This window comes from Rhizobium sp. BK602, assembly GCF_014195095.1.
Taxonomy (GTDB): domain Bacteria; phylum Pseudomonadota; class Alphaproteobacteria; order Rhizobiales; family Rhizobiaceae; genus Rhizobium.
The window spans coordinates 1-21,075 of sequence record NZ_JACIBC010000016.1 but is presented as its reverse complement, the minus strand read 5'-3'; the positions used below and the strand labels follow the sequence as shown (position 1 = coordinate 21,075).

Sequence of the window (21,075 nt, the reverse complement as noted above, 5' to 3'; positions counted from 1 at the left end):
CGAGATCGTGATACCGCGGGCCTTCTCTTCCGGCGCCGCGTCGATCTGGTCATACGCCTTGAACTCGCCGAAGAACTTCGTGATCGCCGCCGTCAGTGACGTCTTGCCGTGGTCAACGTGCCCAATCGTGCCAATGTTAACGTGCGGCTTATTGCGCTCAAACTTACTCTTTGCCATTTTCGGCTCTCCGTTTTTCCTGTCCCCGAAGGGATCAATTCTTGTTATCGGTCAATTGGTATTCCGGTCACTTCTGACCGGAATACTTTGCCTGGATTTCCTGTGCGACGTTCGACGGAACCGGCGCGTAGTGATCGAAAGTCATCGTGTACTGCGCGCGGCCCTGAGACATGGAGCGCAGGTTGTCGACGTACTTGAACATGTTCGCCAGCGGGACGTTCGCGTTGATGACAACGGCAATACCGCGGCTTTCCTGGCCCTGGATCTGGCCACGACGCGAGTTCAGATCGCCGATGACGTCGCCGACGTAATCTTCCGGCGTTACGACTTCGACCTTCATCATCGGCTCGAGCAGCTGGGCGCCGGCTTCGCGGGCCGCTTCACGGAAGCAAGCGCGGGAAGCAATTTCGAAGGCCAGAACCGACGAGTCGACGTCGTGGAAGGCACCGTCGATGAGCGTCGCCTTGACGCCGAGCATCGGGAAGCCAGCCAGCGGACCGGAAGACAGAACGCTTTCGATGCCCTTCTGGACGCCCGGGATGTATTCCTTCGGAACAGCACCGCCGACGATCTTGGACTCGAACTTGAAGTCGTCGCCGTCCGGGTTCGGCTCGAACACGATCTTGACGCGTGCGAACTGGCCCGTACCGCCGGACTGCTTCTTGTGCGTGTAGTCCTTTTCGGTCTGACGCGTGATGGTTTCGCGGTAAGCAACCTGCGGCGCGCCGACGGATGCTTCAACCTTGAATTCACGACGCATGCGGTCGACGATGATGTCGAGGTGAAGTTCACCCATGCCGGCGATGATCGTCTGACCGGATTCCTGGTCGGTCTTGACGCGGAACGACGGGTCTTCTGCTGCCAGACGGTTGAGCGCGAGGCCCATCTTTTCCTGGTCGCCCTTGGTCTTCGGCTCGATAGCGATCTGAATGACCGGCTCCGGGAATTCCATGCGCTCGAGGATAACCGGCTTCAGCGGATCGCAGAGCGTATCGCCAGTGGTGGTTTCCTTGAGGCCGGCCAGAGCGACGATGTCGCCAGCGAAAGCTTCTTCGATGTCTTCACGCGAGTTGGAGTGCATCTGCAGCATGCGGCCGACGCGCTCGCGCTTGTCCTTGACCGTGTTCATGACCGACGCGCCCTTTTCGAGCTTGCCGGAATAGATGCGGGCGAAGGTCAGCGAACCGACGAAGGGGTCGTTCATGATCTTGAAGGCCAGCATGGACAGCGGCTCGCTGTCATCTGCGTGACGCTCGATCTCGGCGTCGGTCTTGAAGTCCACGCCCTTGATCGCCGGAATGTCGAGCGGCGACGGCAGGTAATCGACAACGGCGTCGAGCAGCGGCTGAACGCCCTTGTTCTTGAAGGCAGTGCCGCAGAACATCGGGTGGAACTTGACGTCGATCGTGCCGCGACGGACGAGCGCGCGGATCTGGTCGTTGTCAGGCAGGTTGCCTTCGAGGTAGGCTTCGGTCGCGGCTTCGTCGATCTCGACAACGGTCTCGATCAGCTTTTCGCGATATTCTTCAGCCTTGGCCTTCATGTCTTCCGGGATTTCGACGACGTCCCACTGGGCGCCGAGCGACTCGTCGCGCCAGATGAGGGCGTTCATCTCGATCAGGTCGATAACGCCCTTGAAGTCGCTTTCAGCGCCGATCGGCAGCTGCATGACGACGGCGGTGGCGCCGAGGCGGGTCTTGATCATCTCGACCGAGCGATAGAAATCGGCGCCGGTCTTGTCCATCTTGTTGCAGAAGATCATGCGCGGAACATGATACTTCTCAGCCTGACGCCAGACGGTTTCCGTCTGCGGCTCGACACCGGCGTTGGCGTCGAGCAGCGCGATGGCGCCGTCGAGAACACGCAGCGAACGCTCGACTTCGATGGTGAAGTCGACGTGGCCGGGGGTGTCGATGATGTTGAAGCGGCGCATCTTGCCGTCACGGCCCTTCCAGAAGGTCGTGGTGGCAGCCGACGTGATCGTGATGCCACGCTCCTGCTCCTGCTCCATCCAGTCCATGGTGGCTGCGCCGTCGTGGACTTCGCCGATCTTGTGCGACTTGCCGGTGTAGTAAAGAATACGCTCGGTCGTCGTGGTCTTGCCGGCGTCGATGTGCGCCATGATACCGAAATTGCGGTAGTCTTCGATTTTATATTCGCGAGCCATTGTGGACTGCCTTTCGGAACCGTTCGGGATTACCAGCGATAATGCGAGAACGCACGGTTGGCGTCAGCCATCTTATGCGTGTCTTCGCGCTTCTTGACGGCAGAGCCGCGGTTGTTGGAGGCATCAAGAAGTTCGCCGCAGAGACGGTCGATCATGGTGGTTTCGTTGCGCTTGCGGGCAGCAGTGATCAGCCAGCGAATGGCAAGAGCCTGGCGACGCTCGGGACGAACATCGACCGGAACCTGGTAGGTAGCACCGCCGACGCGGCGCGAACGGACTTCAACGTGCGGAGCGATGTTATCCAAAGCCTGATGGAACACGCCGAGCGGCTCCTGCTTTGCCTTGCCCTGCACGGCGTCGAATGCGCCATATACGATGCTTTCCGCAACGGACTTCTTACCATCAAGCATGATGGCATTCATGAACTTGGTAACGATCAGATCGCCGAACTTCGGGTCCGGATTGATCTCGCGCTTTTCTGCTCTGTGACGTCGGGACATACTTCTCGTCTCTCAACTTGTTAGCGGCGCTTTATCACGCGGAGAACCTCGCGCAGCGCCGGATTATCTGAAACCGAATTACTTCGGACGCTTCGCACCGTACTTCGAACGGCGCTGCTTGCGGTTCTTGACACCCTGGGTATCGAGAACGCCGCGGATGATGTGGTAACGGACACCCGGAAGGTCCTTCACGCGGCCGCCACGGATCATGACGACAGAGTGTTCCTGAAGGTTGTGACCTTCGCCGGGGATGTAACCAATGACTTCGAAGCCGTTGGTCAGGCGGATCTTTGCGACCTTACGCAGAGCCGAGTTCGGCTTCTTCGGCGTCGTCGTGTAGACGCGGGTGCAAACACCGCGCTTCTGCGGGTTCTCCTGGAGAGCGGGAACCTTGTTACGCTTTACCTGCGCCTGGCGAGGCTTGCGGATCAGCTGGTTTACGGTAGGCATTCAACCATCCCTTGTAAATCTATCTCAACGCCCTTGCGGGCATAACTCTCACCGTCTCCGGCAACGACACACGATCGCCTCAATGCGCAAAACGTGGCCCGATCCGCTTTCGCAGATGGACCACAGAAAAAGCAGAGGACGCGTACAATTGCGTCTTGCGTGCAGCATTCTCGTCTTCAACGTGCGTTTAGAACCTTGTTTGAGGTGAACTCCAGGGCGCGTCGCCCCGAATAGCCATGCCTCACATGGGTTCCGATGGCGGCGTAACTACTGGTTTCCCGGCGGTTCGTCAAGGCCGGTTAAGAAATTATCTTTGCCACGAAGCCCTAAAACGCCGGGCAAACCAGCCGTTTGGCGTATTCGTTAACGAAATGACGCCTCTCCGGCAAGATAGACTTGGGTATTCCGACAAAATCCCTATAAGGAATCACGAAAAGGCCGTTTCTCCCGATCCGGCCGGCGAGCGAAGAGAATCGCCCGGCCGAATCGACACTCCTGAAGGAAGATCCATGATCACCACGCCAGACAACGACAACAATTCCGACGGCCCCATGGTCTTCATCATCATCGGCAAGGGATATGAGACCGAAGGTGGCGAAGGCATCGACCTGCATGTCATGCTGAGGGCGCCGGATGACGACACCGCGGTGCGCGAAGCGCTGAACGCCCTTGCGGAAGAAGGCTTCATCGAGGCGGATCTCGACCAGATCGGCATGCTGACCGATGCGCCCGACGAGGAGCCGCATGCCTCGGCCTACCAGGGTGCGCTCGAAGGCGAAGTCGCGATCATCCGCTTCCGCTGAGGTTTCGCCTCCGCTGAGTTGGGGGGCGTCGTCACGGCGACCGCCCTCTCCTCTCCGGCAAAAATCACGCAAAAAGAAACCGCCCGGATCGCTCCGGGCGGTTTTCATTTTGTTGGCAGTGGCCGCTTATTCAGCAGCCGGGGCGCTTTCGCCGGCCATATCCTGCAGCATCGGCGTCGCGACACCGGCACCGGTGCCCTTGCGGCGCTCTTCGAGGATCAGCTCGTCGCGAGCCGTCGCGATGCGGCGGATCTGCGTCATGGTGCCGCCCGTACCGGCCGGGATGAGGCGGCCGACGATGACGTTTTCCTTCAGGCCCTGCAGACCGTCGGTCTTGCCGGCGATCGCGGCTTCCGTCAGCACCTTCGTCGTTTCCTGGAAGGAAGCGGCGGAGATGAAGGACGGGGTCTGCAGCGACGCCTTGGTGATGCCGAGCAGAACCGGATCGCCGTAAGCGGGCTTCTTGCCTTCTTCGATCAGCGCGTCGTTGGCGTCTTCCAGCTCGATACGGTCGACATTGTCGCCGACGATGTACTGGCTGTCGCCCGCATCGGTGATTTCCACCTTCTGCAGCATCTGACGGACAATCACTTCGATGTGCTTGTCGTTGATGACAACGCCCTGCAGGCGGTAGACTTCCTGGATTTCGTTGACGAGGTAGGAAGCCAGAGCCTCCACGCCCTTGATCGCCAGGATGTCGTGCGGAGCCGGGTTACCGTCGAGGATGTAGTCACCCTTTTCGATATAGTCGCCTTCCTGAAGGTGGAAGGGCTTGCCCTTCGGGATCAGGTATTCGACAGGCTCGACACCGTCTTCCGCCGGCTCGATGATGACGCGACGCTTGTTCTTGTAGTCGCGGCCGAGGCGGATCGTACCATCGATCTCAGCGATGATGGCGTGGTCCTTCGGACGACGGGCTTCGAACAGTTCGGCAACGCGCGGCAGACCACCGGTGATGTCCTTGGTCTTGGCGCTTTCCAGCGGCGAACGAGCGAGAACGTCACCCTGCGACACCTTCTGGCCCGGCTCGACGGACAGGATCGCGTCGACCGAGAGCAGGAAGCGGGCTTCGCCGCCACGCGACAGCTTGGCGACATTGCCGCTGGCGTCCTTGATGACGATCGCCGGCTTCAGATCGGAGCCGCGCGGCGTCGAACGCCAGTCGATAACCTGACGCTTGGTGATACCGGTGGATTCGTCCGTCGCTTCGAGAACCGAGAGACCGTCGATGACGTCTTCGAAGTGAACCGTACCGGCCACTTCCGTCATCATCGGACGGGTATAGGGGTCCCACTCCGCCAGGCGCTGGCCGCGCTTGACCTTGTCGCCATCGTCGACATGCAGCTTGGAGCCGTAGGCGACACGCTGCGAGGAGCGCTCGACGCCGCGTTCGTCCAGGATCTGAACCGTCATGTTGCGGCCCATGGCAACCAGGTTGCCTTCGGAGTTGCGCAGCATGTTGCGGTTCTTGATCTGCACGGTGCCTTCATACGAGGCTTCCAGGAACGACTGGTCGACCACGGTCGCCGTGCCGCCCAAGTGGAAGGTACGCATGGTCAGCTGCGTGCCCGGCTCACCGATCGACTGAGCGGCGATGACGCCGACAGCTTCACCGATGTTGACCGGCGTACCGCGAGCGAGGTCGCGGCCGTAGCAGACCGAGCAGACGCCCGTCTGGATTTCGCAGGTCAGCGCCGAACGGATACGGATCGACTGGATACCAGCCTTCTCGATCTCGATGACATCCGGCTCCAGGATCATCTTGCCGGCGTCGACGAGGCGCTCACCCGTGACCGGATGATCGATGTCGTCCAGGGCCGTACGGCCGAGGATGCGGGCGCCGAGCGAGGCGACGACCTGACCGGCATCGACGATGGCGGTCATGGTGAGGCCGTTTTCCGTGCCGCAATCGACATGCGTGACGATGCAATCCTGCGCGACGTCGACGAGACGGCGGGTCAGGTAACCGGAGTTCGCGGTCTTCAAGGCGGTGTCTGCCAGACCCTTACGGGCGCCGTGCGTCGAGTTGAAGTACTCGTTAACGGTCAGGCCTTCCTTGAAGTTCGAGATGATCGGCGTCTCGATGATTTCGCCCGACGGCTTGGCCATGAGGCCGCGCATGCCGCCCAGCTGACGCATCTGGTTCGGAGAACCGCGGGCGCCGGAATGGCTCATCATGTAGATCGAGTTCATCGGCTTCTGACGACCGGTGGTCTCGTCGAATTCGACGGCCTTAATGCGGGCCATCATCTCTTCGGCGACCTTTTCCGTGGCCTTGCCCCAGGCGTCGACGACCTTGTTGTACTTTTCGCCCTGGGTGATCAGGCCGTCATTGTACTGCTGCTCGTATTCCTTCACCAAAGCTTCGGTATCGCCGACGATCTTGGCCTTGGTGTCCGGGATGACCATGTCGTCCTTGCCGAACGAAATGCCGGCGCGGCAGGCATGGGCGAAGCCGAGCTGCATGATGCGGTCGCAGAAAATGACCGTGTCCTTCTGGCCGCAATGACGGTAGACCGTGTCGATCATCTTGGAGATGTTCTTCTTGGTCATTTCCTGGTTGCAGATGTCGAAGGTCACCTTGCCGTGCTTCGGCAGCAATTCGCCGATCAGCAGGCGGCCAGGGGTCGTTTCATAGATCTTCGAGTAGGGCTTGCCCTCCTCGTCGACCGACTTGAAGCGGCCGCGGATCTTCGAGTGCAGCGTCACGACCTTGTTTTCGAGAGCGTGATGCAACTCGCCGAGATCGGAGAAGGCCATGCCTTCGCCCGGCTCGTTCTGGTTGAGGATCGACAGGTAATAGAGGCCGAGAACCATGTCCTGCGAGGGAACGATGATCGGCGCGCCGTTTGCCGGATGCAGGATGTTGTTGGTCGACATCATCAGCACGCGGGCTTCGAGCTGGGCTTCGAGCGACAGCGGCACGTGAACGGCCATCTGGTCGCCGTCGAAGTCGGCGTTGAAGGCCGTGCAGACGAGCGGGTGCAGCTGGATGGCCTTGCCTTCGACCAGCATGGGTTCGAAGGCCTGGATACCCAGGCGGTGCAGCGTCGGCGCGCGGTTCAGCAGAACCGGATGCTCGCGGATGACCTCGTCGAGGATATCCCAGACTTCCGGCTTTTCCTTCTCAACCAGCTTCTTGGCCTGCTTGACGGTCGAGGAATAACCCTTGGCGTCGAGGCGGGCGTAGATGAACGGCTTGAACAGTTCGAGCGCCATCTTCTTCGGCAGGCCGCACTGATGCAGCTTCAGTTCCGGACCGGTCACGATGACCGAACGACCGGAATAGTCGACGCGCTTGCCGAGCAGGTTCTGACGGAAGCGGCCCTGCTTGCCCTTCAGCATGTCGGACAGCGACTTCAGCGGACGCTTGTTGGCGCCGGTGATGACGCGGCCGCGACGGCCGTTGTCGAACAGCGCATCGACAGATTCCTGCAGCATGCGCTTTTCGTTGCGGATGATGATGCCCGGAGCGCGCAGTTCGATCAGGCGCTTCAGACGGTTGTTACGGTTGATGACGCGGCGGTACAGATCGTTCAGGTCCGAGGTCGCGAAACGGCCACCGTCGAGCGGCACCAGCGGACGCAGGTCCGGCGGGATGACCGGGACGACCTTCATGATCATCCATTCCGGGCGGTTGCCGGATTCCATGAAGTTCTCGACGATCTTCAGGCGCTTCATCAGCTTCTTCTGCTTGAGATCCGACGTGGTGTCGGCAAGCTCGGAGCGCAGGTCGCCGGCGATCTTCTCGAGGTTCATGCTGGCCAGCATCTCGTAGATCGCTTCAGCGCCGATCATGGCGGTGAACTGGTCTTCGCCATATTCGTCGACGGCGAGCATGTACTCTTCTTCCGAGAGAAGCTGATGCTCCTTGAGGGCGGTCAGGCCCGGCTCGGTGACGATATAGTTTTCGAAGTAGAGGACGCGCTCGACATCCTTCAGCGTCATGTCGAGCAGCGTGGAGATGCGGCTCGGCAGCGACTTCAGGAACCAGATGTGGGCAACCGGAGCGGCGAGTTCGATATGGCCCATGCGCTCACGGCGAACGCGCGACAGCGTGACTTCGACGCCGCACTTTTCGCAGATGATGCCCTTGTACTTCATGCGCTTGTACTTGCCGCACAGGCACTCGTAGTCCTTGATCGGCCCGAAGATTCGCGCGCAGAAAAGACCATCGCGTTCCGGCTTGAACGTACGATAGTTGATCGTTTCCGGCTTCTTGATCTCACCATAAGACCAGGAAAGAATCTTCTCCGGCGATGCGATCGAAATCCGGATGGAATCGAAATTCTGTGCAGGCACCTGCGGATTGAAAAGATTCATGACCTCTTGGTTCATGCCTGTCTCCTTTTGGGGCTTGACGCCCTCGAACTGCAATCAGCACCGGCAAATTCCCGGGAGCCGGACTGATGCGTTAAAACGACAATAACCGCTAAAAGCGGCGAAATCGTCCCCGTCTGTGCCATGCGAACTCGGGCACCGGCAGGGACGGTGCGCGCTGACGGACAGCGCGCACCCTGTCGACTGTTACTCGGCCGCGTCCGGAAGCTGGCCGGCTGCATGCAGATCGTCGACCTTGGAGTTTTCCAGTTCGACGCTGAGACCCAGCGACCGCATTTCCTTGACGAGAACGTTGAAGCTTTCCGGAATGCCCGCTTCGAAGGTGTCGTCGCCACGGACGATGGCTTCGTAGACCTTGGTGCGGCCGGCCACGTCGTCCGACTTGACCGTGAGCATTTCCTGCAGCGTGTAGGCCGCGCCGTAAGCTTCGAGCGCCCAGACTTCCATTTCGCCGAAGCGCTGACCGCCGAACTGCGCCTTGCCGCCCAGCGGCTGCTGGGTCACGAGTGAGTACGGGCCGATCGAACGGGCATGGATCTTGTCGTCGACCAGGTGGTTCAGCTTCAGCATGTAGATGTAGCCAACCGTGACCTGGCGGTCGAACTGCTCGCCGGTACGACCGTCATAGAGCGTCGACTGACCGGTCTGCTTCAGACCTGCCATGGCGAGCATCTCGTTGACATCGGCTTCGCCGGCGCCGTCGAAGACCGGGGTCGCGATGGACACGCCACGCTTCCACTGGTCAGCCAGGCGCAGAACCGAGGCGTCGTCGTATTCGCGGACTTCGTCGCTCTTCGTACCGTCGCCGACGACCATGTCGATCGTCTTGCGCAGCGGTTCGATGTTGCCGCTTGCCTTGTAGGCCTCGATCAGTTCGCCGATCTGACGGCCCATGCCGGCGCAAGCCCAGCCCAGGTGCGTCTCCAGGATCTGACCGACGTTCATGCGCGAGGGAACGCCGAGCGGGTTGAGCACGATATCGACATGCGTACCGTCTTCGAGGAACGGCATGTCCTCGACCGGCACGATGCGCGAAACGACGCCCTTGTTGCCGTGACGGCCGGCCATCTTGTCGCCTGGCTGGATCTTGCGCTTCACAGCGACGAAGACCTTGACCATCTTCATGACGCCCGGAGGCATTTCATCGCCGCGCTGGACCTTCTCGACCTTGTCCATGAAGCGCTGTTCGAGGCGCGACTTGGATTCGTCGTACTGGCCGCGCAGAGCTTCGAGCTCGCCCTGAACCTTCTCGTCCTCGACGGCGAACATCCACCACTGCGAGCGCGGATATTCGGAGACGACGGCGTTGGAGAGTTCCGTGCCCTTCTTGAAGTTCTTCGGGCCGGCAAGCGCAACCTGGCCGCGGAGCATCTCGATCAGTCGGCCGTAGACGTTACGGTCGAGGATCGCCTGCTCGTCGTCGCGGTCCTTGGCGAGGCGCTCGATCTCTTCGCGCTCGATCGCCATGGCACGTTCGTCCTTCTCGACGCCGTGACGGTTGAAGACGCGAACTTCGACGACCGTACCGTAGGTGCCGGGCGGCATGCGCATGGAGGTGTCGCGAACGTCGGACGCCTTTTCACCGAAGATGGCGCGCAGAAGCTTTTCTTCCGGCGTCATCGGGCTTTCGCCCTTCGGCGTGATCTTGCCGACGAGGATGTCGCCCGGCTGAACTTCGGCGCCGATGTAAACGATGCCGGCTTCGTCCAGGTTCTTCAGCGCTTCTTCCGAAACGTTCGGAATGTCGCGGGTGATTTCTTCCGGACCGAGCTTGGTGTCGCGCGCCATCACTTCGAATTCCTCGATGTGGATGGAGGTGAACACGTCGTCGGCGACGATGCGCTCGGAGAGCAGGATCGAGTCTTCGTAGTTGTAGCCGTTCCAAGGCATGAACGCGACGAGCACGTTACGGCCGAGCGCCAGATCGCCGAGGTCCGTCGACGGACCGTCAGCCAGGATGTCGCCCTTGTTGACCACGTCGCCGACGGTGACCAGCGGACGCTGGTTGACGCAGGTGTTCTGGTTCGAACGCTGGAACTTCATCAGGCGGTAGATATCGACGCCGGACTTCGACGGATCGAGGTCTTCGGTGGCGCGGATAACGATACGCGTCGCGTCGACCTGGTCGACTACGCCGCCGCGGCGGGCGCCGATGGCGGCGCCGGAGTCACGGGCGACGACCGGCTCCATGCCGGTGCCCACGAACGGGGCTTCGGCGCGCAGCAGCGGCACGGCCTGACGTTGCATGTTCGAGCCCATGAGAGCGCGGTTGGCGTCGTCGTTTTCCAGGAACGGGATGAGAGCGGCCGCGACCGAAACGAGCTGCTTCGGCGAAACGTCCATCAGGTTGATGTTGTCGCGCGGTGCCAGCATGACTTCGCCGGCATGACGGCAGACGACGAATTCCTCGATGAAGGAGCCGTCAGCGTCGAGCTCGGCGTTCGCCTGGGCAACATAGTACTTCGCCTCTTCCATGGCGGAGAGGTAGAGCACATCGTTGGTCACCTTGCCGTCGATGATGCGACGATAGGGGCTTTCGATGAAGCCGTACTTGTTGACGCGGGCAAAGGTCGCCAGCGAGTTGATGAGACCGATGTTCGGGCCTTCCGGCGTCTCGATCGGGCAAATACGACCATAGTGGGTCGGATGCACGTCGCGGACTTCGAAGCCGGCGCGCTCGCGGGTCAGACCACCCGGGCCAAGAGCCGAAAGACGGCGCTTGTGGGTGATTTCCGAGAGCGGGTTCACCTGGTCCATGAACTGCGAGAGCTGCGAGGAACCGAAGAATTCGCGAACCGCGGCGGCGGCCGGCTTCGCATTGATCAGGTCCTGCGGCATGACCGTGTCGATTTCGATCGAGGACATGCGTTCCTTGATCGCGCGCTCCATGCGCAGCAGGCCGAGACGGTACTGGTTCTCCATCAGCTCGCCGACCGAGCGGACGCGGCGGTTGCCGAGGTTGTCGATGTCGTCGATCTCGCCCTTGCCGTCGCGCAGTTCGACAAGCATCTTGACCACGGCCAGGATATCGTCCTTGCGCAGCGTGCGAACGGTGTCGGCGACGTCGAGGTCGAGACGCATGTTCATCTTCACGCGGCCGACGGCGGAGAGGTCGTAACGCTCCGCATCGAAGAACAGCGAGTTGAACATGGCTTCGGCCGATTCCATGGTCGGCGGCTCGCCCGGACGCATGACGCGATAGATGTCGAACAGCGCATCCTGGCGGTTCTCGTTCTTATCGGCAGACAGCGTGTTGCGGATATAGGCGCCGACATTGATATGGTCGATGCCGAGAACCGGAATCTCGTCGAAACCGGCCTTGAGGATCACCGGAAGGGTCTTCTCGTCGATTTCGTCGCCGGCTTCGAGATAGATCTCGCCGGTCTGGAAGTTGACGATATCTTCCGCCAGGAACAGGCCATACAGGTCTTCGTCGGTGGCCTTCAGAGCCTTGAGACCCTTTTCCTGCAGCTGACGCAGCAGGCGCGGCGTGAGCTTCTTGCCGCCCTCGACCACGACTTCGCCGGTGTCGGCGTCGATCATGTCGGACACGGTCTTGGCGCCCTTCAGCGTTTCCGCGTTGAAGGGGATGCGCCAGCCGTTACCGTCGCGCTGATAGAGCGACTTGGTGTAGAAGGTCGACAGGATCTCTTCGCCATCCATGCCGAGCGCCATCAAGAGCGACGTCACCGGAATCTTGCGGCGGCGGTCGATACGGGCGTAGACGATGTCCTTGGCGTCGAATTCGATGTCGAGCCAGGAGCCGCGATACGGGATGACGCGGGCGGCGAAGAGCAGCTTGCCGGAAGAATGGCTCTTGCCCTTGTCGTGATCGAAGAAGACGCCCGGCGAGCGGTGCATCTGCGACACGATCACGCGCTCGGTGCCGTTCACGATGAACGTACCGTTGTTCGTCATGAGCGGCATGTCGCCCATGTAGACGCTCTGTTCCTTGATGTCCTTGATGGACTTCGCGCCGGTATCCTCGTCGATGTCGAACACGATCAGACGGAGAGTGACCTTCAGCGGCGCGGCGTAGGTCAGGTCGCGCTGGCGGCACTCGTCGACGTCGAACTTCGGCGGCTCGAATTCATAGGACACGAACTCCAGCATGGAGGCGCCGGAGAAATCGGTGATCGGGAATACCGACTTGAAAACGGCCTGGAGACCTTCATCAGGGCGCCCGCCCTTCGGCTCTTCGACCATGAGGAACTGATCGTAGGATGCCTTCTGAACCTCGATGAGGTTCGGCATCTCTGCGACTTCGGGAATCTTACCAAAAAACTTGCGTACGCGCCTACGACCATTGAACGAAAGGGTCTGAGCCATCGTCGCTCCTTTAAAATCCTGCACCCGGGCCTGCAACGGATGGGAAACGCTGGCCAGGCGACCCCATCAATCAATGAGTAGTTCAATCTCGTCTAACCAACCGAAAACCGCTCAGCCGGATTGCGTCGCGGTTCGGTTTGAGACCATCCTCTTGAAGAACCCATTACCCAAAAGCCGTTTTAACGCGGCTTTTGGGTAATTTGTTCAAAAACGGCAAATGGGAGGCGGCAAAAAGCCACCCCCCAAAGCAGTTTCAAGCTTACTTGACGTCGGCCTTTGCGCCTGCGTCTTCGAGCTTCTTCTTGATGTCAGCGGCTTCAGCCTTGGAAACGCCTTCCTTGACAGCCTTCGGAGCGGCTTCAACGAGGTCCTTGGCTTCCTTGAGGCCGAGGCCGGTGATGCCACGGACTTCCTTGATGACGTTGATCTTGTTCGCGCCGGCATCCGTGAGGATGACGTCGAACTCGGTCTTTTCTTCTTCAACGACAGCAGCAGCGCCTGCACCGCCGGCAACGGCAGCAACAGCTACCGGAGCAGCAGCGGAAACGCCCCACTTTTCTTCGAGAAGCTTGGACAGTTCTGCGGCTTCGAGAACGGTCAGCGAGGAGAGGTCTTCAACGATCTTTGCGAGATCAGCCATTGTACTAGTTCCTTTTGTTCGGTTCGAACTGGTTGATTATGAACAGCGAAAAACCGCCTTACGCGGCTTCGTCCTTCTTGGCGTAGGCCGAGAACACGCGAGCAAGCTGGCTTGCCGGTGCTGCAACAACACCTGCGATGCGGGTAGCCGGCGTCTGGATCATGCCCAGCAGCTTCGCACGCAGCTCGTCCAGCGAAGGCAGGGTCGCAAGCGACTTGACACCTTCGGCGTTGAGCGTTGTTGTTCCCATGGCGCCGCCCAAAACAACGATCTTGTCGTTGCCCTTGGCGAAATCCACGACGACCTTCGGAGCGGTAATCGGATCAGTGCTGTATGCGATCAGCGTCTGACCGGTGAAGAGATTGGAAATCCCTTCCGCGTCCGTGCCCTGAAGAGCAATTTTGGCCAGGCGGTTCTTCGCGACTTTGACGGTGCCGCCAGCAGCGCGCATCTTCGAACGGAAGTCGTTCATCTGCGCAACTGTAGCACCAGCATAGTGGGCCACGACAACCGAACCCGAAGCCTTGAAGACTTCGTTCAGTTCCGTGACGAATTCGCGCTTTTCCGCTCTTTCCACTGCTTTTCTCCAGTTGACAGGACCGGGTTAACGGGCCTGCCGGGTTGCCTTTTGCCTCCCGGGATCGAAGAGATCCCAAGCGACGCTTGAGGATCCTGTCCCCTCGCGCTCGAGCCGCAAGGCTCCAAGGCACAAGGCATCCAAGGCTCGAACCGAGTTTATCGAAGCAGAACTTCTTCAAAATTCGGGTCTTACCCGTCTCATGCAGGCTTGAGTGATTAAGGGATAACCACCTGCAATCTCGGACAGGAATTCCGGATTTCTCCGGATATCCCGGCCCCGAAGGGCCGGGAATTCTTAATAAGGCCTGGCTCGATGCCTGGCCGAAATCATTAGGCGCCCGGAGCCGTGACCGAGGAAACCTCGATCTTGACGCCCGGACCCATCGTCGAAGAGATGGCTACGCGCTTGACGTAGTTGCCCTTGGCGCCAGCCGGCTTCGCCTTGATGACGGCGTCGGCGAAGGCGCGGATGTTTTCTTCCAGAGCCTTGGCGTCGAAGGAAGCCTTGCCGATGCCGGCGTGGACGATACCAGCCTTCTCGACGCGGAACTCGACTGCACCGCCCTTGGAGGCTTCAACAGCGCCCTTGACGTCCATGGTCACGGTACCGACCTTCGGGTTCGGCATCATGCCGCGCGGGCCGAGAACCTTACCGAGGCGGCCGACGAGCGGCATCATGTCCGGGGTCGCGATGCAGCGATCGAAGTCGATCTTGCCACCCTGAACGATTTCCACCAGGTCTTCCGCGCCGACGATGTCAGCGCCGGCAGCCTTGGCTTCGTCGGCCTTGGCGCCACGAGCGAAAACCGCAACGCGAACCGAGCGGCCAGTGCCGTTCGGCAGGTTGACGACGCCGCGGACCATCTGGTCTGCGTGACGCGGGTCAACGCCGAGGTTCATCGAGATTTCGACCGTTTCGTCGAACTTGGCGACGGCACGTTCCTTGACCATGCTGATGGCCAGATCCAGAGCATAAAGCTTGGTCGGATCAACGCCTTCACGAATCTTCTGAATACGCTTTGCTACCATGGTCTTAACCTACCACTTCCAGGCCCATGGCGCGGGCGGAGCCCTCGATCATGGCCATTGCGCCTTCGATATCGGCGGCGTTCAGATCCTTCATCTTGGCTTCGGCGATAGCCTTCACCTGAGCCTTGGTCAGGGTGCCAGCCTTGGCGCCCTTGCCCGGGGTCTTCGAGCCGGACTGGATCTTCGCTTCCTTCTTCAGGAAGTAGCTGACCGGCGGCTGCTTCATGACGAAGGTGAAGGACTTGTCCTGGTAGTAGGTGATGACGACCGGGATCGGCATACCCTTTTCCATTTCCTGCGTGGCGGCATTGAACGCCTTGCAGAATTCCATGATGTTAATGCCACGCTGACCAAGCGCAGGACCGATCGGCGGCGACGGATTCGCCGAGCCGGCCTTTACCTGCAGCTTGAGCTGGCCTGCAACTTTCTTAGCCATTTCTCTCTGCCTTTCTACATGACCGGTTGCCCGGCCCTACTATGCCGGATCGCTCCGGCGGCTGCGGTTGCGTGGTGCGGATCGAAAGGCCCGGCTAAGACCCCTGCCCTTCCACGCGGATTGCGGCGACGCCGCAAGACATAAATAAGCATCCGCTTACTTACATCCAAACTCGAATGAAAGACCAGCCTGAAACGACCGATCTTTCCAATCAACAGACCGTCAGACCTTCTCGACCTGACTGTATTCCAGTTCGACCGGCGTAGCGCGACCGAAGATCGACACTTCCACCTTCAGGCGCGAACGCTCTTCGTCCACATCCTGAACCGTGCCGTTGAACGAGGCGAACGGACCGTCGGAAACGCGAACCTGCTCGCCGATTTCGAAGGATACGGAAGCCTTCGGCCGCTCGACACCTTCCTGGACCTGACCGAGAATACGCTCGGCTTCATAATCCGGAATCGGAACAGGCTTATTGTCGGAACCGAGGAAACCAGTGACCTTCGGCGTATTCTTGATCAGGTGGTAAGCTTCATCCGTCAGGTTGGCGCGAACCAGAACATAACCCGGGAAGAACTTGCGCTCGCTGTCGACCTTGCGGCCGCGACGCACTTCTACCACCTTCTCGGTCGGCACAAGAATCTTCTCGAACAGGTGCTCGAGACCCTTCTGCTTGGCCTTCTCCTCGATGGATTCAGCCACCTTCTTTTCGAAATTAGAATAAGCGTGGACGATGTACCAACGTGCCGCCATGTTCATCTCCACCCGATATCAGTTGCCGGTATTCAGTACGTAGCCGAGAATCCAGCCAATGAGCTGGTCGGCAGCAAAGAAAAACAGCGAAGCGAAAACGACCATGACGAGAACCATCACCGTCGAGATCATCGTCTCGCGGCGGGACGGCCAAGTGATTTTCGACGTCTCGGAGCGCACCTGCTGCAGAAACGCTAGTGGATTCGATTTGGATGCCATTGACTGCCCACGCAATTACGGCGCGTAAAGCTGAACATATCAGCCCCACGCACCGCGTGTCTGTTGAACCCTACATAAACATCGAATCCCAATTTAACAAGAGAGAATTCGACGCCTTCGAAAATTTGCCGCCAGACCGGCATAATCCCCGATCCAAGAAGCAGCGAGAAACGCGCCAGTCAAATCAAGGAAAGTGGCAGGGGCAGCAGGGCTCGAACCTACGACCTGCGGTTTTGGAGACCGCCGCTCTACCAACTGAGCTATACCCCTTCATGTTCCAATCACCGGCTCCGTGCGGTTGCCCGCCAGCGCCTTTCGGAAACATGGCGCTCCCTTTAAGACGGGACGAAACGATTGGCAAGTGCGTTTTTCGTTTTTTCCCAATCAAGACCATCGCTTCGCCGGCGTCGTTATCCGCAACCCTGTCCTGGACAAGCAATTGCGGGGCTCGCGGCGCCGATGACAAACTGCCGTTCGGCCGGGATTCAGCCTTCCTTTTGCTCTCCCGACGGCCCCTTGGGCTTCTTCTTCAGAAATTTCGGCCGCAAACGCCGCAGAAAATTGTCGATGGAGCGAATCACATTGGTCAGCGAGATCAGCTTGTCGACTTCGGCATCTGTATTGCCAAGCCTCTCGGACAAAACCTCGGCCACCGCCAGCGAGATCTCGGCTGGGGGAATTTCGGGGAAACGCTCCGCGAGCCTGGCATAGGCATTGGTCGACACGCCGCCATGGATGGTGATTTTCCCCAGCCTCGCGAAAAGGCGCAGGAAGGCCTGCTCGAAGGTCCAGTCGTGGACCGAGACCACTCGCCACTTTTCGCTGCGCTTGGCCGAGAAGCCGGCCAGCACGACGGCGCCCGGCAATTTCAGGTCGCTCAGCCAGAGCGCCATGGCAAAGCCGCTGGTGGGCGTCTTGCCCTCCGTGTAGAAATCGCCGCAGAAGCCGACGAGATCGAGGTGACCGGTGGGTGCGCCTTGAAAATCGGCGGCGGGATTGAGCTTCTCCTCCTGCCCGAGGCGGATGTTCATGATGCCGAGGAAATAGTCCTTCGGGAAGAACTTGACGACCTCGCCCACCTCGCCGCGATAGACGATGTTGGCGCCGCGCGGCTGCCCGCGCGAAATCAGCAGCGAGGGCCTGGGAAACGGCCGGTCCAGAACCTTGTAGACCTTGTTGAAGAAGACGAAGAGGGCCGTCGGCGGAAACTGCGCCTCCAGGCTGCCGATATCGACCGCGTCGCTATTGGCGACGAGGACGATATGGGAGAACGGCGCCAGGACGGCGCGCCATTCGTCTGAAGTCTTCAGGCCGGCCGCGGAACCGGCGGCCAAAAGCCGACCGCCTGCCACGCTTCCCGCCCCCTGCGCCAACTCGCTCACTTCTGCTGGACGTGCAGCATGCGGTCGCGCATGGCGAACCATTCGTCGGCGTAATCGTCATTGCGGTATTCGTCGAAATACGGGCCGCCATCGGTGAAATGTACCAGCTGCGCATCCGGCCGATAGTCGTATTCATTGACGAGATAGTTCCACGTCACCGGGACTTCGCCGATCTGGTCGTCGCTGTCGAGCCACTTGAACTGGTGAAGCTGCAGGCCGGTGGCGGTGTTGACATAGTCCTTCGTCAGCGCCTTGCACTTGGCGTTGTTGAACAGGATCATGCTCGACCAGTTCTTCTTCTCGTATTTCGTCTGGGTCTGGCCGAGGAACTTGGTCTCGATCTTCGGCTGATAGTCGTGCTTGACGCACATGGCGGCATAGCGGTCGTCACGCAGCTTCCACAGCTCGGCGATATCGGCGCGGGCGAGCATGTCGCAATCCATGAAGATGCTCCAGCCCTCATAACCGCTGAGGTAGGGCACCAGGAAGCGCGAGAAGGAGAATTCGGTCGATTGCAGCGGATTGCGCTCGCGGGTGAAAATGCCTTCGAGATTGTTCAACACGATCGGCGAGAACTCCACCGGGATCGAGGAGCGCTCGATTATGCTCTGCGCGAGAACGTGATAGGCGACGACTTCCTTGGAGTCGAAGCCGACAAAAATACGTGCAACACCGTCGTTCATATTCCCTCCTGAACGGCCGACCGCCTAGGAGATCAGCCGACTAAAATATCTTTCCGTCGCAGCGCGGGCCGCGCCGCCGGACATCGTGTCGGCGCATGAGCCATACCATGCCCGCTCCAAACACGAATCGCGACTGCATCGTCGAAAGCCATTGCAATTTCCCCGATACGCCTCGCGAACGCAAACCTACTTACTTCAACCCAGCCATTTGTCGAGTGTTTGCGGAAGCATTTTTGGTGTTCAGCCGTAACAAATGGAGAGCCCCTGCCGGAGCCTCGGCCGGACGCGACGACCACGCCCGGTTTCATCCCGATCTCCGAAGCCGCCTCAAACCGTCACATATCGCCGCCAGTTGTGTTCTTCCTTGAAACCCAGGACCTCGCGGATCTTGCGGTTGGAGAGCAGGCCCTCATACTCGCCGATCTCGCGGGTGAAGGGCACATTCGGGAAGTGCTTGGCCGCGAGTTCACCTGACGGCGTGTTGGCCGATACGGTATCGTTGGCGGCGTTGAACACCTGGAAGCCGAGACCGCTCTTTTCGATGCACAGATGAACGATCTGGCCGAGATCGCGGGCGTCGATATAGCTCCAGGCGATGCGCTTGCGGATCGCGCTATCGGCAAAAAACTCCGGAAAGCGCTCATATTCATGCGGCTCGATGACGTTGCCGATGCGCAATGCGTAGATGTCGATGCCGAAGCGTTCGGCAAAGGCGCGCGCCGTCTTTTCGTTCAGGACCTTGGACAGGCCGTAGGAATCCATCGGGTTGACGTCATAATCCTCCTCCAGCGGAAACTGGTGGAAATCGCGATGCCCCTCGGCGAAGCAGACGCCATAGGTGGTCTCGCTGGATGCGACGATGATCTTCCTGACGCCGAGCTTCGCCGCCGCCTCGATGACATTGTAGGTGCTCATCGTATTGATGCGGAAGGTCTCGTTGTCCGTCTTGATCAGGATGCGCGGTACGGCGGCAAAATGCACGACGGCGTCATAGGGCTGCACGCCCTTGCCATGGTCCAGATCCGGGAAATCCCGGTGCATGGTCAGAGCATTGTAGACTTGTCCCGCATCGGTGACATCGGCCTGCAGGTTGGTGACGCCTGGGCTGTTCAGCGGAACGAGATCGACATTATGAACTTCGTAGCCGGCATCGACGAGCCAGGGAACCGTGTGACGCCCGGCCTTGCCGCTGCCGCCGGTGAACAGAATACGCTTCTTCATGAAATCTCCTCCGGGTAAAATCGAGCGATAGATAGGCGCTTTCGGACATTTCGCAAGGCGGTCGGCATGGACCGATTGCCTCAGCCGCGCACAAGTGATGAACTACCGGCAACAGAGATGACTGGGGAGTGAAACGGCCATGCCGATCAGGCTCGTCGACTATGATCCGGGCTGGCCCGCCCTGTTCCGGAGCCGGAGCGCGGCCATCGCCACCCTTCTATCCCGCCCTGTCGAGATCCATCATATCGGCAGTACATCCGTTCCCGGACTTTGCGCCAAGCCGAAGCTCGATATCGACGCCGTGCTTTCGACGGCGGAGGACAGGCTCTTTGCCACCGAGCGTTTGCAGGAAAGTGGTTATGCCTTCCATGGTGATCCCTACGGCGCCGACAGATGGATCTTCACCAAGGACGAAACACCCTGCGGAACGCGCCTCTATCTATGCCTTCTAGGCAATCCTGCCCATCGCGACCGCATCCTGTTTCGCGACTACCTTCGCACCCATCCCGAAGCGGCCGGGAACTATGCCGCGCTGAAGCGAAGACTAGCCATGGAAGCGAAGGGCGATTGGGATCACTACACCGGCGGCAAGAGCGATTTCGTTGCCGATACCCTTCAGAGAGCTCTTGCCGAGCGGCGCCAACCCACGGACATCACCGATCGGAGACTGTCGGCGGATTGATATCTACTTATGCAAATGTTCCAGCACATGCCCGACGCATTGATCGAGCGAAAGCCGGCTCGTATCGAAGATCTCGCAGCCGTGCTCGACCGCCTCCCCGCGCAGATAGGCGGCCCAGCTCATCATGTCCTTGTTCGCGAGCTCCGGCTGACCTCTTCCGGCCGTCAGCCGCTCCGTTCTGGTGGCATCGTCGCAATCAACCAGGATGAGCTTGTAGTCGGCGATATCGGCAGCCGCAGCGGCTTCACGGATGAAAGCGATCCGCATCTGCCCCTCGAACAGCACAGGCCGACCACCTCCGGCGACCGACGCGAGGCGAGCCATCCACTCCGTGGTCTTGTCGCGCTGCCAGGCCTCCGGCGAGCCGTGCTCCCTGATCATCACGTCCATTGCCGGCACGCCGATGCTATCGAAACGATGGAGGGTAAAGGCGCCCGGATATCGCTCCGCCACCGCGTCGGCAATGGTGGTCTTTCCTGAACCGGATGCGCCCGTCAGAACGATCAAACTCATCAATCTCCTCCCCGCCGAAACGCGAAAGGCCCCGCTGTTGCCAGCGGGGCCTTCGAAATCAAGGAATAATCCGGGGATTACTCGACGATGGATGCGACGATGCCGGCGCCGACGGTGCGGCCGCCTTCGCGGATCGCGAAGCGCAGCTTTTCTTCCATCGCGATCGGCACG

18 protein-coding genes, 1 tRNA gene and 1 pseudogene are annotated in these 21,075 nt (G+C 60.0%); 2 read left to right on the top strand and 18 right to left on the bottom strand.

Annotated features, from left to right (window positions below; genetic code table 11):
• The 4 genes from FHX11_RS29800 to rpsL form a co-directional block, all read right to left on the bottom strand.
• The coding region (locus FHX11_RS29800) for a GTP-binding protein (protein WP_246781211.1) at window positions 1-177 on the bottom strand (177 nt) is incomplete at its 3' end.
• A 67-nt stretch (window positions 178-244) separates the two neighbouring features.
• Window positions 245-2,344 carry an elongation factor G gene (fusA, locus tag FHX11_RS29795; protein ID WP_184365007.1) on the bottom strand — a complete coding sequence of 700 codons (2,100 nt, stop codon included), beginning with the start codon at window positions 2,342-2,344 and terminating at the stop codon, window positions 245-247.
• Window positions 2,345-2,373: 29 nt separating this feature from the next.
• Window positions 2,374-2,844, bottom strand: coding sequence for a 30S ribosomal protein S7 (gene rpsG / locus FHX11_RS29790; protein WP_184365005.1), 471 nt, complete (start codon window positions 2,842-2,844; stop codon window positions 2,374-2,376).
• Window positions 2,845-2,922: 78 nt separating this feature from the next.
• The gene (gene rpsL, locus FHX11_RS29785; protein ID WP_003507760.1) at window positions 2,923-3,294 is read right to left on the bottom strand and encodes a 30S ribosomal protein S12; all 372 of its coding nucleotides are present in this window, start codon (window positions 3,292-3,294) and stop codon (window positions 2,923-2,925) included.
• A gap of 509 nt (window positions 3,295-3,803) precedes the next feature.
• On the opposite strand from rpsL, the gene FHX11_RS29780 reads away from it, so the two are divergent.
• Window positions 3,804-4,097: a transcriptional regulator gene (locus FHX11_RS29780; protein ID WP_184364995.1), complete on the top strand. Its 294-nt coding sequence runs from the start codon at window positions 3,804-3,806 to the stop codon at window positions 4,095-4,097.
• Window positions 4,098-4,223: 126 nt separating this feature from the next.
• On the opposite strand, the gene rpoC is transcribed toward FHX11_RS29780, so the two are convergent.
• The 12 genes from rpoC to FHX11_RS29720 all read right to left on the bottom strand — a co-directional run bounded on the left by rpoC (window position 4,224) and on the right by FHX11_RS29720 (window position 19,709).
• Window positions 4,224-8,435 (bottom strand): DNA-directed RNA polymerase subunit beta', encoded by a 4,212-nt coding sequence (gene rpoC / locus FHX11_RS29775; protein WP_184364993.1) that lies wholly within the window; start codon window positions 8,433-8,435, stop codon window positions 4,224-4,226.
• 189 nt (window positions 8,436-8,624) lie between these two features.
• The gene (gene rpoB / locus FHX11_RS29770; protein WP_184364990.1) at window positions 8,625-12,767 is read right to left on the bottom strand and encodes a DNA-directed RNA polymerase subunit beta; all 4,143 of its coding nucleotides are present in this window, start codon (window positions 12,765-12,767) and stop codon (window positions 8,625-8,627) included.
• Window positions 12,768-13,026: 259 nt separating this feature from the next.
• Window positions 13,027-13,407 (bottom strand): 50S ribosomal protein L7/L12, encoded by a 381-nt coding sequence (rplL, locus tag FHX11_RS29765; RefSeq protein ID WP_184364988.1) that lies wholly within the window; start codon window positions 13,405-13,407, stop codon window positions 13,027-13,029.
• Between the two features lie 58 nt (window positions 13,408-13,465).
• Window positions 13,466-13,984, bottom strand: a complete 519-nt coding sequence (rplJ, locus tag FHX11_RS29760; RefSeq protein ID WP_004123444.1) for a 50S ribosomal protein L10 — start codon at window positions 13,982-13,984, stop codon at window positions 13,466-13,468.
• Between the two features lie 332 nt (window positions 13,985-14,316).
• Entirely contained in the window at window positions 14,317-15,015 is a 699-nt protein-coding gene (rplA, locus tag FHX11_RS29755; RefSeq protein WP_184364986.1) for a 50S ribosomal protein L1, read from the bottom strand.
• A gap of 4 nt (window positions 15,016-15,019) precedes the next feature.
• Complete coding sequence (gene rplK / locus FHX11_RS29750) at window positions 15,020-15,451, bottom strand: 50S ribosomal protein L11 (protein WP_069614842.1); 432 nt, start codon at window positions 15,449-15,451, stop codon at window positions 15,020-15,022.
• A 222-nt stretch (window positions 15,452-15,673) separates the two neighbouring features.
• Window positions 15,674-16,204 carry a transcription termination/antitermination protein NusG gene (gene nusG / locus FHX11_RS29745; RefSeq protein WP_075857230.1) on the bottom strand — a complete coding sequence of 177 codons (531 nt, stop codon included), beginning with the start codon at window positions 16,202-16,204 and terminating at the stop codon, window positions 15,674-15,676.
• Between the two features lie 18 nt (window positions 16,205-16,222).
• Window positions 16,223-16,423 (bottom strand): preprotein translocase subunit SecE, encoded by a 201-nt coding sequence (gene secE, locus FHX11_RS29740; protein ID WP_007702178.1) that lies wholly within the window; start codon window positions 16,421-16,423, stop codon window positions 16,223-16,225.
• A 194-nt stretch (window positions 16,424-16,617) separates the two neighbouring features.
• Window positions 16,618-16,693, bottom strand: a tRNA-Trp gene (locus FHX11_RS29735).
• 215 nt (window positions 16,694-16,908) lie between these two features.
• Window positions 16,909-17,757, bottom strand: coding sequence for a 3-deoxy-manno-octulosonate cytidylyltransferase (locus tag FHX11_RS29730; RefSeq protein WP_184364984.1), 849 nt, complete (start codon window positions 17,755-17,757; stop codon window positions 16,909-16,911).
• Window positions 17,758-17,801: 44 nt separating this feature from the next.
• Window positions 17,802-18,488, bottom strand: coding sequence for a glycosyltransferase (locus FHX11_RS29725; protein ID WP_184364982.1), 687 nt, complete (start codon window positions 18,486-18,488; stop codon window positions 17,802-17,804).
• A 327-nt stretch (window positions 18,489-18,815) separates the two neighbouring features.
• Window positions 18,816-19,709, bottom strand: a complete 894-nt coding sequence (locus FHX11_RS29720; protein WP_184364980.1) for an NAD(P)-dependent oxidoreductase — start codon at window positions 19,707-19,709, stop codon at window positions 18,816-18,818.
• A gap of 139 nt (window positions 19,710-19,848) precedes the next feature.
• On the opposite strand from FHX11_RS29720, the gene FHX11_RS29715 reads away from it, so the two are divergent.
• Window positions 19,849-20,391: a GrpB family protein gene (locus FHX11_RS29715; protein WP_184364977.1), complete on the top strand. Its 543-nt coding sequence runs from the start codon at window positions 19,849-19,851 to the stop codon at window positions 20,389-20,391.
• A 3-nt stretch (window positions 20,392-20,394) separates the two neighbouring features.
• Here FHX11_RS29715 and FHX11_RS29710 read toward each other — a convergent pair whose 3' ends face one another.
• The gene (locus FHX11_RS29710; protein WP_184364975.1) at window positions 20,395-20,904 is read right to left on the bottom strand and encodes an AAA family ATPase; all 510 of its coding nucleotides are present in this window, start codon (window positions 20,902-20,904) and stop codon (window positions 20,395-20,397) included.
• Window positions 20,905-20,981: 77 nt separating this feature from the next.
• Window positions 20,982-21,075: pseudogene (locus tag FHX11_RS29705) on the bottom strand (elongation factor Tu); the annotation flags it as partial.

Bases quoted from the DNA above. Each gene is read 5' to 3' on its own strand.
- fusA (WP_184365007.1), bottom strand. From the start codon at position 2,344: ATGGCTCGCGAATATAAAATCGAAGACTACCGCAATTTCGGTATCATG.
- rpsG (WP_184365005.1), bottom strand. From the start codon at position 2,844: ATGTCCCGACGTCACAGAGCAGAAAAGCGCGAGATCAATCCGGACCCG.
- rpsL (WP_003507760.1), bottom strand. From the start codon at position 3,294: ATGCCTACCGTAAACCAGCTGATCCGCAAGCCTCGCCAGGCGCAGGTA.
- FHX11_RS29780 (WP_184364995.1), top strand. From the start codon at position 3,804: ATGATCACCACGCCAGACAACGACAACAATTCCGACGGCCCCATGGTC.
- rpoC (WP_184364993.1), bottom strand. From the start codon at position 8,435: ATGAACCAAGAGGTCATGAATCTTTTCAATCCGCAGGTGCCTGCACAG.
- rpoB (WP_184364990.1), bottom strand. From the start codon at position 12,767: ATGGCTCAGACCCTTTCGTTCAATGGTCGTAGGCGCGTACGCAAGTTT.
- rplL (WP_184364988.1), bottom strand. From the start codon at position 13,407: ATGGCTGATCTCGCAAAGATCGTTGAAGACCTCTCCTCGCTGACCGTT.
- rplA (WP_184364986.1), bottom strand. From the start codon at position 15,015: ATGGTAGCAAAGCGTATTCAGAAGATTCGTGAAGGCGTTGATCCGACC.
- rplK (WP_069614842.1), bottom strand. From the start codon at position 15,451: ATGGCTAAGAAAGTTGCAGGCCAGCTCAAGCTGCAGGTAAAGGCCGGC.
- nusG (WP_075857230.1), bottom strand. From the start codon at position 16,204: ATGGCGGCACGTTGGTACATCGTCCACGCTTATTCTAATTTCGAAAAG.
- secE (WP_007702178.1), bottom strand. From the start codon at position 16,423: ATGGCATCCAAATCGAATCCACTAGCGTTTCTGCAGCAGGTGCGCTCC.
- FHX11_RS29725 (WP_184364982.1), bottom strand. From the start codon at position 18,488: ATGAACGACGGTGTTGCACGTATTTTTGTCGGCTTCGACTCCAAGGAA.
- FHX11_RS29720 (WP_184364980.1), bottom strand. From the start codon at position 19,709: ATGAAGAAGCGTATTCTGTTCACCGGCGGCAGCGGCAAGGCCGGGCGT.
- FHX11_RS29715 (WP_184364977.1), top strand. From the start codon at position 19,849: ATGCCGATCAGGCTCGTCGACTATGATCCGGGCTGGCCCGCCCTGTTC.
- FHX11_RS29710 (WP_184364975.1), bottom strand. From the start codon at position 20,904: ATGAGTTTGATCGTTCTGACGGGCGCATCCGGTTCAGGAAAGACCACC.